Source organism: Brevundimonas sp. FV1ye7S (assembly GCF_058680995.1).
Map to the genome: position 1 here is coordinate 2,036,971 of NZ_CM178726.1, position 14,793 is coordinate 2,051,763.

The 14,793-nt window shown below is 66.4% G+C and carries 12 protein-coding genes; all 12 read right to left on the bottom strand.

All coding sequences use genetic code 11. The features are described 5' to 3' along the window. Nucleotides 1-29: 29 nt before the first annotated feature. The 12 genes from bamA to dnaE all read right to left on the bottom strand — a co-directional run bounded on the left by bamA (nucleotide 30) and on the right by dnaE (nucleotide 14,774). Nucleotides 30-2,435, bottom strand: a complete 2,406-nt coding sequence (gene bamA / locus ACW18C_RS09835; RefSeq protein WP_492070706.1) for an outer membrane protein assembly factor BamA — start codon at nucleotides 2,433-2,435, stop codon at nucleotides 30-32. Between the two features lie 38 nt (nucleotides 2,436-2,473). Continuing rightward, a complete protein-coding gene (locus ACW18C_RS09840; protein WP_492070707.1) occupies nucleotides 2,474-3,691 on the bottom strand; it encodes a M50 family metallopeptidase in 1,218 nt (405 codons plus the stop codon). Nucleotides 3,692-3,715: 24 nt separating this feature from the next. Next, complete coding sequence (gene dxr, locus ACW18C_RS09845) at nucleotides 3,716-4,912, bottom strand: 1-deoxy-D-xylulose-5-phosphate reductoisomerase (protein ID WP_492070708.1); 1,197 nt, start codon at nucleotides 4,910-4,912, stop codon at nucleotides 3,716-3,718. After that, nucleotides 4,909-5,730, bottom strand: a complete 822-nt coding sequence (locus ACW18C_RS09850) for a phosphatidate cytidylyltransferase (RefSeq protein ID WP_154726163.1) — start codon at nucleotides 5,728-5,730, stop codon at nucleotides 4,909-4,911. Before ACW18C_RS09850 ends, dxr begins: the two co-directional genes overlap by 4 nt. Further along, nucleotides 5,730-6,488, bottom strand: coding sequence for a polyprenyl diphosphate synthase (gene uppS, locus ACW18C_RS09855; RefSeq protein ID WP_035307337.1), 759 nt, complete (start codon nucleotides 6,486-6,488; stop codon nucleotides 5,730-5,732). Before uppS ends, ACW18C_RS09850 begins: the two co-directional genes overlap by 1 nt. Before the next feature lie 37 nt (nucleotides 6,489-6,525). Then, entirely contained in the window at nucleotides 6,526-7,083 is a 558-nt protein-coding gene (gene frr, locus ACW18C_RS09860; RefSeq protein ID WP_008263615.1) for a ribosome recycling factor, read from the bottom strand. 39 nt (nucleotides 7,084-7,122) lie between these two features. Continuing rightward, on the bottom strand, nucleotides 7,123-7,857 hold the full coding sequence (pyrH, locus tag ACW18C_RS09865) for a UMP kinase (protein WP_008263497.1): 735 nt from the start codon (nucleotides 7,855-7,857) through the stop codon (nucleotides 7,123-7,125). 129 nt (nucleotides 7,858-7,986) lie between these two features. Further along, nucleotides 7,987-8,928: a translation elongation factor Ts gene (gene tsf, locus ACW18C_RS09870; RefSeq protein WP_008260965.1), complete on the bottom strand. Its 942-nt coding sequence runs from the start codon at nucleotides 8,926-8,928 to the stop codon at nucleotides 7,987-7,989. A gap of 149 nt (nucleotides 8,929-9,077) precedes the next feature. After that, nucleotides 9,078-9,986, bottom strand: a complete 909-nt coding sequence (gene rpsB / locus ACW18C_RS09875) for a 30S ribosomal protein S2 (RefSeq protein ID WP_008264289.1) — start codon at nucleotides 9,984-9,986, stop codon at nucleotides 9,078-9,080. Between the two features lie 223 nt (nucleotides 9,987-10,209). Then, nucleotides 10,210-10,806, bottom strand: a complete 597-nt coding sequence (locus tag ACW18C_RS09880) for a DUF4142 domain-containing protein (RefSeq protein ID WP_492070710.1) — start codon at nucleotides 10,804-10,806, stop codon at nucleotides 10,210-10,212. Between the two features lie 96 nt (nucleotides 10,807-10,902). Beyond that, nucleotides 10,903-11,313 carry a DUF3224 domain-containing protein gene (locus ACW18C_RS09885; protein WP_492070711.1) on the bottom strand — a complete coding sequence of 137 codons (411 nt, stop codon included), beginning with the start codon at nucleotides 11,311-11,313 and terminating at the stop codon, nucleotides 10,903-10,905. After that, a complete protein-coding gene (gene dnaE, locus ACW18C_RS09890; protein WP_492070712.1) occupies nucleotides 11,313-14,774 on the bottom strand; it encodes a DNA polymerase III subunit alpha in 3,462 nt (1,153 codons plus the stop codon). The genes ACW18C_RS09885 and dnaE overlap by 1 nt, the downstream gene beginning before the upstream one ends. Between the last annotated feature and the right edge of the window lie 19 nt (nucleotides 14,775-14,793).

Here is a 14,793-nt window from a genome sequence, read left to right on the forward strand (position 1 = left end):
CCTCGTGCGTGCGCTTTTGCGTCGCGGGCTTAGAACTGGGTGGAGGTCGAGAAGCGGAAGGATTCCGTCTTGTCGTAGTCTTCCTTGGACAGGACCTTGGAGATGTCGAACCGGATGGGGCCCATCGGCGATTTCCAGTGAATGCTGACGCCGGCCGACGCCCGCAGAGACAACTCATCGGCGATATTGGTGTTGACCGTGCCGGTCGTTGTCAACTTGTAGCGATCATCCAGCACGCCCAGGGTGCCGACGTCGGCGAACAGCGAAGTCTTGATGCCGTACTGCTCGGGCAGATAGTTCGGCAGGGTCAGTTCGACGGTGCCGATGGCGTAGAAGTTGCCGCCCAGGGCGTCGGTCGTCCGCAGGTCGCGCGGCCCCATCCCGGCGGTCTCGAAGCCGCGGAAGCTGTTGCCGCCCTTGAAGAAGCGGTCGTTGATCCGGATCGGATCGCCGTTCCAGCCGCTGACATAGCCGGTCGAGCCCTGGACGCTGACGACCCAGCGCGGCGAGAAGCCATAGTACCAGGCTGCGTCGGCTTCGGTCTTCACATAGTTCACGTCGCCGCCGAGACCGGCCAGGTCCTGACGCAGCGAGCCCGACCAGCCGCGCGTCGGGCGAACCGGGTCGTTGGTGTAGTTCATCTGAAGCGTATAGCCGACGGACGAGTTGATATAGCTGCCGACCTGGTCGCACAGGGCCGAAGAGCCGCTGCCGGTCGCGTTGCAGTAGCCGGTCGGGACGATGATCTCGTCCGATTTCAGGAAGTAGCGGGTGCTGAGCAGCATATTGCCGTTCAACGGATAGGACAGGCGCAGGCCGCCGCCGGTCGAACGGTAGTCGTAGGACGAATATTTGCTCAGGTCATATCGCGAGTGGAACAGATCCCAGCCCGCCCGAAGGTCGCGGCCCAGGAACTTGGGCTCGGTGAAGCGGAAATCGACCTGCTGACGCAGCGAACCCCATTCAAGACGCGCGACGACGTTCTGGCCGCGCCCGCGGAAATTCCGCTCGGAAATGCCCAGGTTGACCGTGAAGGAGTCGACCGAGCTGAAGCCTGCGCCGACGGACAGTTCCCCGGTCGGCTGTTCCTGGACGTTGACGTTGATGACCGAACGGTCGGGCGCGCTGCCGCGCGTTTCCTCGATCGTCACATCCTTGAAGAAGCCGAGCGCGCGCAGATTGTTGCGCGAACGCTCCATCAGGGCGCGGTTGAAGGCGTCGCCTTCGGTCAGCATCAGTTCGCGGCGGATGACCGGGTCGATGGTGCGGGTGTTTCCGACCACATTGATGCGGTCGATATAGACGCGCTGGCCCTCGGACACATTGAAGGTCACGTCCACCGTGTCGGTGTCGGGGTTGGCGCGATAGGTCGGATTGATCTCGACGAAGGCGTAACCGGCCGAACCGGCGGCGAAGGTCAGGGCGTCGACCGCCTGTTCGATCTTGTCGCTCTCGTAGAGCTGGCCTTCGCGGATCGGCACAAGCGCCTTGAGGAATTCGGCGTTGAGGCGGTCATTCTGGGTAATGACGTCGACCTTGCCGAAGTTGTACTTGTCGCCCTCGTTCAGGGTCAGGGTCAGCTGGAACGCCTGATCGTCAGGCTGCAGCTCGGCCACCGACGAGACGATGCGGAAGTCGTAGTAGCCGCGGTTCGTATAGAATTTCCGCAGCTGCTCCTGGTCGTAATCCAGGCGGTTCGGATCATAGTTGTCGTTGCTGGAGAAGAACTTCCACCACTGCGACCGCTCGGTCACCATGACGCCGCGCACGTCGTTGTCGGAAAACGCGTGGTTGCCCAGGATGTTGATGGCGCTGATGCCGGTCTGGGGGCCTTCGTTGATCTCGAAGATCACATCGACGCGGTTCTGTTCCAGCTGAACCAGTTTCGGCGTCACGGTCGCCGAGATGCGGCCCTGCAGGCGATACAGTTCGACGATGGCGCCGACATCTTCCTGCACCTTGGCGCGGGTGTAGATGCCGCGCGGCTGAAGCGTGACTTCCTTGGTCAGCTTGTCCTGCGACAGGGCGCTGTTCCCCTCGAACACCACCTGGTTGATGATCGGGTTCTCGACGATCTGGACGATGAGGTCGCCGTTCTGCACACCCAGCTGCACGTCGGCGAACAGGCCGGTGCGTGACAGGGTGCGAACCGCGACATCCAGAACGGCGGCGTCGACCGTGTCGCCGGGGCGGATCGGCAGATAGGACAGGACCGTGGTCTGGTCGATCCGCTGCGCGCCCTGAACCAGGATGCGATTGACCGTCAGCGACTGGGGCGCGGCGATCTCGACGCGCGGCGGCTGTTCGTCGGCGGGCGCGGGCGCCGCAGGAGCCCCTGCAGTCTGAGCCAGGGCCGGGGCGGCGAAGCCTGCGGCGACAGCCAGCGCGAGGAGGCTGGATCGGGCGCCCAGTCGGACGGCGGCGCGTGATGTCATGTCGTTCATTCTGGAAACCATCGGGGGCTGGCGTCGGCTCACGAGACGAGCCCGCCGAGGAATTGGAAGATGTTGAGCTTCTGTAGGTCGTTCCACGTCGCGAACAACATAAATCCCGCCAGAAGCGCAAGACCTGCGCGATAGCCCATCTCCTGATACCGCGCCGCAACGGGCCGCCGCACTATGGCTTCATAGCCGTAGAAAAGCAGATGTCCGCCGTCCAGCACAGGGATGGGCAAGAGATTTAGAAAGCCGATTCCGATCGAAAGTATGGCGGCGAAGGTTGTCAGGGTGAGCAGAAGGTTGATTGCGATGGCCTCGGGCGCCGGATTGGCCTCCACCGCCGCCGTCGTCAGCGAACCGGTCGCCTTGGCGATGCCCAACGGACCGCTGAACTGGTCGCCCGACTCCCGACCCGTCGCCAGACGCCCCAGGTAAGTCAGGGTCGAACCGACGACGTCGCGGGTCTGGCGCACGCCTTCGACCACGGCGTCCACAGGCCCATAGCGAACATGACGCAGGTCGCCCGGCGCAGGCGCGAGCTCCAGGCCGATCCGGCCGACCTTGACCCGCCCGGCGATGGGATCGTTCTCTTCGCGACGCTCGGGAACGGCGGTCAGCTCCACCACCTGCTGCGCACGTTCGACGGTGAATCGGACGGGATCGCCGGTCGACAGCATGACGGTGCGCGTCACCTCTCCGCCGTCCTTGATCGCCTTGCCGTTCACCCCGGTGATCAGGTCGCCGACCTGGAAGCCGGCGGCGGCGGCGGGCGAACCGGCCTGGACCTGGGCCACGCGGGCGGGCCGTAGTTGCGCGCCCACGCTCATGAAGACGATCGCGAAAATGGTGATGGCCAGCAGGAAGTTGGCGGCGGGCCCGGCCACGACGATCAGGGCGCGCTGCCAAACCGGCTTGAAGTGGAAATAGTCGCGCTCAGCCCCCGGCCCGCTCTCGGCGATCACCCGCTGGCGCAGTTCGGCCAAGCCCGCCTGATCCGGCACGCTGGAAGCGTCCAGATCGCCCGAGAATTTGACATACCCGCCCAGCGGCATCCAGCCGAGCCGCCATTCGATGCCGTGCCGGTCGGTGCGGCTGAAGATCGCCTTGCCGAAACCGATGGCGAAACGGTCCACCTTCACGCCGAAGGCGCGGGCGACGAGGAAGTGACCCAGCTCATGAATGGTGACGATGAAGGTCAGCACCAGCAGGAACGGCACGATGTAGATCAGGATCTGACCCAGAGCGCCCAGCATTGTAAAATCGTCTCCCCTGGCCGATCAGGCCGCGTTCGCCAGTCCGGCGATTATGGTTGTGGCCATCAGACGGATCTGGGCGTCGACCGAAAGGGCCGCGCCACAGGCGTCTCCAGAGCCGAAAACCATCCCCGCCTTCGTCGCACGATCAAGGGTTTCGGCGACGACTGCGGCAATATTGAGAAAGGCCAGCTTGCGGTCAAGAAATGCAAAGGCCGCGACCTCGTTGGCGGCGTTGAACACGGCGGGCGCCGCCCCCCCCGCCTGCAAGGCCTGACGCGCCAGATCCAGGGCCGGGAACCGCGCCAGATCGGGCGCTTCGAACGTCAATCGCCCCAGAGCCGCCAGGTCCAGCTTCGGCGCGGGCCAGGCGATGCGATGGGGCCAGGCCAGGGCGCAGGCGATCGGCGTGCGCATGTCCGGCGGCCCCATCTGGGCCAGAGTCGAACCATCCACATATTCCACAAGGCTGTGGATGATCGATTCGGGGTGGACCACGACGTCGATCCGCTCCGCCGGCATGGCGAACAGATAGGCCGCCTCGATCATCTCCAGGCCCTTGTTGGCCATGGTGGCGCTGTCGACCGAAATCTTGGCCCCCATGCTCCAGTTCGGATGGGCGACGGCCTGTTCGGGCGTGATCCCGGTCATCTGGGCGCGCGGGGTCTGGCGGAACGGCCCGCCCGAGGCGGTGAGCACCAGTTTCGACACCTGCTCGGGCGCATCGGCCGGAAACACCTGGAAGATAGCGGAATGTTCGGAATCGACCGGGATCAGCCGCCCCCCGGCCCGTCGAACGCGCTCGATCAGGGCCGGGCCGCAGCAGACCAGGCTTTCCTTGTTGGCCAAGGCCAGGATGGCGCCCGTTTCGGCCGCCGCCCAGGCCGACTTCAACCCTGCGGCCCCGACGATGGACGCCATGATCCAGTCGGCCGGCCGCGTCGCCGCCTCCACAATGGCGTCCTCGCCCGCCGCCGCCGCCACGCCGGTTCCCGCCAGGGCGTCGCGCAGATCGGTCAGCCTCTTCGGGTCGGCCGTCACCGCCAGTTTCGGCTTCCAGCGCCGCGCCTGCTCGGCCAGTTTGGCGATATTGGCGCCGCCCGTCAGGGCCTCGACCTCGAAGGCCCCCGTGCCGGTGGCCTCGGCCTGTTCCATCAGGTCCAGGGTCGACGAGCCGACCGAGCCGGTGGAGCCCAGAACCGTGACGCGGCGACGGATCAAGACGCGCCCTTTTCCAGCAGAACCACCAGCAGACGTCCCGCCGCCACCACCACGACCGCGAACATCAACCCGTCCACCCGGTCCAGCAGGCCGCCGTGGCCGGGGATGGTGTTGCCCGCGTCCTTGACGCCGAACCGGCGCTTCAGCCCCGACTCCCACAGATCGCCGCCCATGGTGGCCAGCGCGGCCGCCAGGCCCAGGATCGCGCCCCAGAAGATGGTCAGGCGGCCCATGTCGAACCAGGCCGTCAGGGCCGCACCGGCGACCGCGCCCGCCAGAATGCCGCCGACGAAGCCGGACCAGGTCTTGTTGGGCGAATAACGCGGCCACAGCTTCGGCCCGCCCAGGGTCGAACCCGCCAGATAGGCCAGGATGTCCGCCGACCAGGTCACAGCGAAGACAAGCGCCGTCCAGTGCAGACCGACCGCGCCGTCCCCGTCGCGCAGCCAGATCAGCAGCACCGAGGGCCAACCCAGATAAAGCACGCCATAGGCCGCATCCACGGCCTGCTGGCCTCGGCTTCGGGCATAGAGCCCCGCAGCGGCGGCGCCGAACACCAGGATGACGAAGGCGACCGACATGACGCCGAAATAGGCGCTGACGACGGCGGCCACGACGGCCAGGGCCACCGCCAATCCGACGGGACGCGGAGCCTTGGGCGCGCTCATGGCGCCCCATTCGAAGGCCAGGACGACACAGGCGGCCAGCATCAGCGCCAGGAACCAGACGCCCCCGAACCAGGTGGCGGCCACCGCCGCCGGCGCCAGGACGGCGGCCGAGGCCGCCCTCAAGGCGATATCCCGCCCCTTGACCGCCATCAGGCCGACACGCGCGCAGGCGCGTCCTCTCGCCCGCCGTAGCGGCGTTCGCGTTGAGCGAAGGCGGCGACCGCCTCCCCCAGCGCCTTCGGCCCATAGTCGGGCCACAGGATGTCCTGGAACACCAGTTCGGCGTAGGCGGCTTCCCACAGCAGGAAGTTCGACAGGCGCTGCTCGCCCGAGGTGCGGACGATCAGATCCAGCGGCGGCGATCCCGCCGTGGCCAGGCCGGCGGCCAGGGTGTCTTCATCGATCGGCTCGACCGTCTCGCCCGCCAGCAGTCTTTGCATGTGGCGACGCGCGGCGTCGACCAGATCGGCCCGGCCGCCATAGTTGAAGGCGACCTGAAGCATGAACCGGTCGTTGTGGGCGGTCTGGCGTTCGGCCTTTTCGATGATGGCGGCGATGTCGGACGGCAGTCCGTCGCGGCGGCCGAGAATGCGCAGGCGCACGCCCGCCTTCTCCAGCCGCGCCAGATCACTGGCCACATAGGTCCGCACCAGCCCCATCAGGTCCGAGACCTCCTCGGCCGGACGGCTCCAGTTCTCGGTCGAGAAGCCGAAGACGGTCAGGCATTCGATGCCGAAATCGGGCGCGGCCTGGATCGTGCGCTTCAGCGCCTGGACCCCCTCGCGATGTCCCATGGCGCGCGGCAGGCCCCGGGCGCTCGCCCAGCGGCCGTTGCCGTCCATGATGATGGCGACATGGCGTGGTCCATCGGAACGCGAGCTCGAAGGCGCGGCGCGGTCTGCCGTCATCTGTCGTTCCGTCCCTTCAGACCCAAGCCGTTCCGCCTCAGACCTGCATGATCTCTTGTTCCTTGGTCTTCAAGGCCTCGTCGATGCGCTTGATGGCGGCGTCCGTCTCCTTCTGGATGTCCGCCTCCAGCTTCTTCTGTTCGTCCTGGCTGATCTCGCCGGCCTTCTCGGCCTTCTTCAGATCGTCGTTGGCGTCGCGGCGCACGTTGCGCACGGCGATCTTCTGTTGCTCGGTGTACTTGCCGGCCAGCTTGACCAGGTCCTTGCGGCGCTCCTCGGTCAGCGGCGGCACGGGGATGCGCAGGGTCTGTCCGTCGACGATGGGGTTCAGGCCCAGGTTGGCGTTGCGAATGGCCTTTTCGACCGCGACCACCATGCCCTTGTCCCACACGTTCACGGAGATCATCCGCGGCTCCGGCACGCTGATGGCGGCCACCGCCGACAGCGGCGAGGCCGATCCATAGGCCTCGACCCGCACGGGCTCCAGCAAGCCGGCGTTGGCGCGTCCGGTGCGCAGCCCGCTGAATTCTTCCTTCAGCGCCACGACCGCCTTCTCCATGCGGTCGCGATAGGTTTTCACTTCGGGCTTGGCCATGGTCTTGGTCTCTCTTGTCTTGAACGGATCGTCGAACGATCAGGCGCGGTCCTGGATGATGGTGCAGGTGCCCTCGCCGGTCAGGGCGCGGCGCAGGGAGTCGTCTTCGCGGATCGAGAAGACCACGATCGGAATACCCGTGTCGCGCATCATGGCGATGGCGGAAGCGTCCATCACCCGCAGATCCTGGGCCAGAACCTCCTGATAGGTCAGGGTCTCGTAGCGGGTCGCGGTCGGATCCTTCTTCGGGTCCGCAGTATAGACGCCGTCAACGCTGGTGCCCTTCAGCAGGGCGTCGCAGCCCATTTCGGCCGCGCGAAGGGCGGCGCCCGAATCCGTCGTGAAGAAGGGCGCGCCGACGCCGGCGGCGAAGATGACCACGCGGCCCTTCTCGAGATGACGCAGGGCGCGGCGGCGGATGTAGGGTTCGGCGATGGCGGCCATCGGAATGGCGCTCTGCACGCGGGTCGAGACGCCGATCTTCTCCAGCGCCGACTGCATGGCCAGGGCGTTCATGATGGTGGCCAGCATGCCCATATAGTCGGCCTGGGCGCGCTCCATGCCCGCCGCCGCCTTGGACAGGCCGCGGAAGATGTTGCCGCCGCCGATCACCAGACAGATTTCCACACCCTCGGCCGCGACCTGGGCCACGGCCTTGGCCACGGTGTCCACGGTCTTCATGTCGACGCCGAAGGCCTGATCGCCCATCAGGACTTCGCCGGAAACCTTGAGCAGGACGCGCTTGTAGCGAAAATTGGCGGGGGCGTCGGGCATGCGGCGGGGGTCCGTTTGAATGCGGCGCCTTTTGAATCAGGCGACTTCTTATAGACGAAGGGCGCGCCGGCCATCAAAGCCGAACGCGCCCTTCTGATACAAAACCCTCACGAATGAGGGGAAGACTGCTTAGTTGCCGCCCATCATCGAGGCGACTTCCGACGCGAAGTCGGGGCCTTCGACCTTCTCGACGCCTTCACCCAGCGCCAGACGGACGAAGCCGGCCAGGTGCAGGTTGGAGGAGCCCAGTTCCTTGGCCGAGTTGGCGACCAGCTGTTCGATGGTCACGTCGGGGTCCATGACGAAGGGCTGCTTGGACAGCACCACGTCCTTCTGGAACTTGTTGATCTGGCCTTCCACGATCTTGGCGATCATGGCTTCGGGACGGCCTTCTTCCTTGGCCTTTTCGGTCAGGACGGTGCGTTCCTTCTCGATGGCGGCGGGGTCCAGGTCGTCCGTGTTCAGCGACAGCGGCGCCGTGGCGGCGACGTGCATGGCGATCTTGCGGCCCAGTTCGCGCAGGGCGGTCTTGTCGCCCTCGCCTTCCAGGGCGACCAGCACGCCGATACGGCCCACGCCGGGCGAAACCGCGTTGTGGACATAGGTCGAGACGACGCCTTCCGACACCGACAGGCGGGCGGCGCGGCGCAGCTGCATGTTCTCGCCGATGGTGGCGATCATGTTGGTCACTTCGTCCTGGACCGTCTTGCCGGCTTCCAGTTCGGCGCCGTGCAGGGCCTCGACGGTGTGATGCTCCAGGCCCAGCTGGGCGAACGACTTGGCGGCGTTCTGGAACAGTTCGTTACGGGCGACGAAGTCGGTTTCCGCGTTGAACTCGATGGCGGCGGCGACTTCGCCCTTGCCGTCTTCCTTGGACGCCACGGCGACCAGGCCCTCGGCGGCGACGCGGTCGGCCTTCTTGGCGGCCTTGGACAGGCCCTTGGCGCGGAGCCAGTCGATTGCTGCTTCGATGTTGCCGTCGTTTTCGACCAGCGCCTTCTTGCAGTCCATCATGCCGACGCCCGAACGCTCGCGAAGTTCCTTCACGAGGGCGGCAGTGATCTCGGCCATGTTCTTCTCCTTGGGGGATTCGTATGTGGGAACGGCCGGGCTGATTTAGCCCGGCCGTGTGTCAGTTCAACGCACGGCCTTCTGATTGACGCTCAAGTAGCGAGCCGCCGCGCGGCAAGCGTAGCGTCAAAAGGAGGGCCGTCGGGCGATCAGCCCGTGGCCTTCTCGGTTTCGACGGCGTCGTTCGCTTCCGAAGTGGCGGCCTGAGCAGCTTCATCGGCGACAGCCGGTTCAGCGGCGGCGACCAGTTCAGCGGCGACGTCTTCCGTGCCGGCCGGAGCGGCGTCGGCTTCGACCGGGGTCGAGGCTTCACGCAGCATGGGCTCTTCCGGATTGATCGCAGCACCCAGGTCCACGCCCGAGGCCGAGGCGCCGGCGGCCAGACCGTCCAGGACCGCGTCGGCGATCAGGTCGCAGTAGGTCTGGATGGCGCGGGCGGCGTCGTCGTTGCCGGGGACCGGATAGGTGATGCCGTCCGGGTCCGAGTTGGTGTCCAGGATGGCGATGATCGGGATGTTCAGCTTGCGGGCTTCCTGGATCGCGATCGCTTCCTTGTTGGTGTCGATCACGAACATGATGTCCGGGATCGAACCCATGTCCTTGATGCCGCCCAGCGACAGCTCCAGCTTGTCCTTCTCGCGCTGCAGGTTCAGCAGTTCCTTCTTGACGCGGCCTTCGCCGCCGTTCTCGAGAATGCCTTCCAGTTCACGCAGACGGGCGATCGAACCCGAGACGGTGCGCCAGTTGGTCAGGGTGCCGCCCAGCCAGCGGTTGTTCATGTAATATTGGGCGCAGCGCTTGGCGGCTTCGGCGACCGGCTCGGAAGCCTGGCGCTTGGTGCCGACGAACAGGACGCGGCCGCCCTTGGCGGCGACGTCGCGCACGGCCACCAGAGCCTGGTGGAACAGCGGCATCGTCTGCGACAGGTCGATGATGTGGATGTTCGAGCGCGAGCCGAAGATGTAGCGGTCCATCTTCGGGTTCCACCGGTGCGTCTGGTGGCCGAAGTGGGCGCCCGCTTCAAGCAGGGTGCGCATCGAGAATTCAGGCAGAGCCATGATCGTTCAGTCCTTTTTCCGATCAAACGTGGCGCGGGGGATTAAAGGTCACAAGACCCTCGGAATGGAGCGGATCGGGATGTCTCCCCGAAACGCGCCTCGCCCGCGTTGCGAAATGCGGGGGCCATGTAGGCGGGATAGGCCCGAATAGCAAGCGCCGCCTGACAAAACACAGAAGGCGGCCCCTTTCGGGACCGCCTGTCATGGGCGAAATTCGTCGCCCTTAGTTCATCGCATCCATCAGGGCCTGGGCGCGATCGCGGTGGGCCGTGATGGTCGGGATCAGCTCCCGGGCCAGACCGGCCAGGGCCGGGGCGTCGGTGTTGTCGTCGAAACCGTTCAGCAGGGTCAGGGTCTCGTTATGAGCGGCGACCTGCTGCTCCAGATAGACCTTGTCGAAATCAGCCGGCGTGGCGGCCTTCAGATTGTCGATCAGCCCCTGGCGACGTTCGTCCAGCGTGGTGGGAACCGTGACGTTCGGAGCCGCCGTCGCGACGACCGAGGTCATCTTCTCGCCCGCAGCCGTATGATCCTTGTCGATCATGGCCGCCAGGGCCTTGACATCGGCATTGATCGACTTGGCGGCCGCGACCTTTGCGGCCTCGATTTCATACATGTTGCCGACCGCCAGGCTGGTGACGAAGCCCTCCACGGTGTTGGCGCCCATGGTGGCGGCGGAGGTCTGGCCGACGACGCCGGAAGCGGCGTCCTGGGTCGCATTGACGGCTTCATCGGCGTTCTGGGCTGCGGTGTCGCCGCCCTGATTGCAGGCGCCGAGCAAAGCGACCGAAGCGACGCCGGCGAGAACGAGATTTTTCATTGGAACAGTCTCCCTTTGGACTGAGTCAACCCCTGACGGCCGCAAGCGGTTCCGTGATTTCAACAGCTTGACCATATGCAACCGGCCTTCAGGGCGTCATTCAGGCAGGCTGTAATCCAGGACATAACGATGCTCCCCGTCGGCGATGGTCAGGTGGAAGACCCCGCTTACTCCCGCCAGATCACCACTGCCTGAGCCCGGCACGATGGTGATCAAAAGCTCTTGCGCGCCCGCATTCATGACGCCCCGATGGATCATTGAGAAACCGCCCTGGCGGCCGTTCAGCGCGCCCGTCACCCGCTCCAGGGCGACATAGGCGCCGGACTGGCCGGCCATGATCCCCAGCATCTCCCCCGCGCCGGTTCCTTCAAGATCGCCGTAGAAGGTCTTGGCGAGCTTCATTCGGCCGTGGACGTCGGCGGGGGCGTCGGCAGGCGCGTCCGGCTCGGGCGCGACCGGCGTGATCTTGACCTCGAAGGTTCCGGCGGCGTGGGACAGCGCGATCATCACGCCTCCTCCAGCATCAGGACGCCCGGCGCCGACTTCAGGGCGCCGCGCAGGGCGCCGTCCAGCCGGTAGCGGCCGGGAAGCTTGACCTCGACCTCCTGACGGCCTTCCAGCGAGGCGACCAGGGAGATTTCGCCGCCCTTGCCGATGGCGCCGGAGCGGGCGCGTTCCAGCCGGGCCTTCAAGGCGTCGGCGTCGGCGGTGCGGGCCGAGACATGGATGCGCAGGCCGATGTTGGCGTCATCCAGCAGATTGTCCATCTGGCTGGCGTCGTCGCCGAAGAACCGCACCTCGCCTTCCGACGCCTTGGCGCGGACCCGCACCATGACCGAGGCGCCGGGCTCCAGCACCTCGCGGCATTTGCGCAGCTGTTCGGGTGGGAACAGGCATTCGAACTCGCCGGTCGGATCCGAGAAGGTGACGAAGGCGAATTTCTCGCCGGTGCGGGCGCTGGCGCGTTCCTGCTTGCGGCGCACCACCCCGGCCATCTGGAAGGCCTCGTGGCCCGATTCCGCCAGGGGAATCGCCTCGGCGACGAAGGTGACGCGCTTGCGTTTCAGGGCCGAGGTCATCTCGTCCAGCGGGTGGCCGGACAGATAGAAGCCGACCGCCGACAGTTCATGGTCCAGCCGCTCGGGCCCGACCCAGGGCTCGACGCTCTTCAGCCGCGGCCGGCCGACATGGGCCTGATCCCCGCCGAACAGGGAGACCTGGGACGAGGCGCGTTCGGCCGCCACGCTCTGGCAATAGGCCATCAGGACGTCGGCCTGTTCGACCAGTTGGCGGCGGTTGGGATGGATGCTGTCGAAGGCGCCGGCCTTGGCCAGGCCTTCCAGCGCCCGTTTGTTGACGCTGCGCGGGTCGACCCGTTCCAGGAAGTCGAAGATGTCGGCGAACCGGCCGCCGGTCTCGCGCACCTCGATGACGTGTTTCATCGCCTCGAGCCCGACGTTGCGGATGGCGCCCAGGGCGTAGAGGACCACCCCACGACTGTCGTCCCAGGCCACGTCGAAGTCGGCCGAGGACCGGTTCAGATCGGGCGGCAGCACCGGCACGTCGAACCGTTTGGCGTCCTGATAGAAGACCGCCAGCTTGTCGGTGTTCGACAGGTCCAGACTCATCGAGGCGGCGAAGAACTCGACCGGATGATTGGCCTTCAGCCAGCCGGTCTGGAACGAGATCAGGGCGTAGGCGGCGGCGTGCGACTTGTTGAAGCCATAGCCGGCGAACTTGGCCACCAGGTCGAAGATCGAGCCGGACTGGGTCTCGGGGACGGTCTTCTCCAGCGCGCCCTTGACGAAGCGCGCCCGCTGGAAGTCCATCTCCTCCTTCTTCTTCTTGCCCATGGCGCGACGCAGCAGGTCGGCCTCGCCCAGGCTGTAGCCCGCCAGGATCTGGGCGATCTTCATCACCTGTTCCTGGTAGATGATGACCCCATAGGTCTCGGTCAGCACCTCCTTCAGACTGGGGTGCAGATAATCGACCTCGGCCCGACCGAACTTCCGGTCGATATAGGTGTCGATCATCTCCATCGGCCCCGGCCGATACAGCGAGATCAGGGCGGTGATCTCCTCGATCGAGCCGCAGCGCATCTTGCGCAGGGTGTCGCGCATGCCCTGGGATTCCAGCTGGAACACCCCGACGGTCTGGCCCGAGGCCATCAGCTCGTAGGTGCGGGCGTCGTCCAGCGGCAGGCCGTTCCAGTCCTGCGCCGCGCCGCGCCGTTCCAGATAGCCGCGCGCGCGGTCCAGCACGGTCAGGGTCTTCAGGCCCAGGAAGTCGAACTTCACCAGCCCCGCCGGCTCGACCCATTTCATGTTGAACTGGGAGGCCGGAATGGTGGAGCGCGGATCCTGGTACAGGGGCACCAGTTCGACCAGGGGCCGGTCGCCGATGACGATGCCGGCGGCGTGGGTCGAGGCGTTGCGGTACAGCCCCTCCAGCTCCAGCGCCGTCTCCAGCAGGGTGCGGACCGCAGGTTCGGCGTCCCTGGCTTCCTTCAGGCGCGGCTCCAGGTCGATGGCCTGGGCCAGGGTGACGGGATTGGCCGGGTTGTTCGGCACCATCTTGCAGAGCCGGTCCACCTGACCCAGCGGCATCTGCAGCACCCGGCCCACGTCGCGCAGCACGGCCCGCGCCTGCAGGGTGCCGAAGGTGATGATCTGGGCCACCCGGTCCTTGCCGTAGCGGTCCTGGACATAGTCGATCACCTCTTCGCGCCGCTCCTGGCAGAAGTCGATGTCGAAGTCGGGCATGGAGACCCGTTCGGGGTTCAGGAACCGCTCGAACAGCAGGCCGAACCGCAGCGGGTCGAGGTCGGTGATGGTCAGGGACCAGGCGACCAGAGAGCCCGCCCCGGACCCCCGCCCCGGCCCCACCGGGATGCCGTGCTCCTTGGCCCATTTGATGAAGTCGGACACGATCAGGAAATAGCCGGGGAAGCCCATCTGCTGGATGATGCCGACCTCCCATTCCAGCCGGCTCCAGTATTCCGCCTCGGGCACGGCGGGGGTGATCTGGCCAAGGCGGACCTTCAGCCCCTCGCGCGCCTGGTGCGCCAGTTCGTCGGCCTCAGACCGCCCTGCCCCGGTGTCGAACCGCGGCAGGATGGGCGCATGGGTGTTGACCAGGAAGGCGCAGCGCCGGGCGATGTCGATGGTGTTGTCGCAGGCCTCGGGCAGGTCGGCGAACAGGTCGCGCATCGCCTCGGCCGACTTGAACCAGTGTTCGCCGGTGATGCGGCGGCGGTCTTCCTGGCCGGTGAAGGCGCCGTCGGCGATGCACAACAGGGCGTCGTGCGACTTGGCCTGGGCCGCCTTGGCGTAATAGACGTCATTGGTCGCGACCAGGGGCGTCTCGTGGGCGTAGGCCCATTCGACCAGACCGGGCTCGGCCCGCTTTTCGTCCTCCAGCCCGTGACGCTGCAGCTCGACATAGAAGCGGTCGCCGAAGGCGGATTTCATCGTCGCCAGGGCGGCCGCCCCCTCATTCGTCTTGCCCTGGGCGAACAGGGGATCGACCGGACCGTCGGGGCCGCCCGACAGCAGGATCAGCCCCTCGGACCGCGCCACGACCTGATCCCAGGCCACGCCCGGTTCGGCCATTTCGCCCGCGTCCAGATAGGCCGAGGACGACAGGGCGCACAGGTTGCGCCACCCGGCCTCGTTCTGGACCAGCAGGACCACGGTCGGGGTCTTGGCCCAGCGCACGGCCTGATGTCCGCCGATGCCGAACACCGGCAGGGCGCAGGCGATGATGGGCTGGACCCCGGCGTCACGGGTGTACTGGCTGAACTCCAGCGCGCCGAACAGATTGGTCCGGTCGGCGATGGCCACGGCCGGCATGCCCGCGTCCGCCGCCAGCTTGCCCAGCTTGCCCGCCTTGATCGCGCCTTCCAGCAGCGAATAGGCCGAGCGGACCCGCAGATGGACGAAACCCTGACTGTTGACCGGTTCGCTCACTGGACCTCCGCCTGTCGCG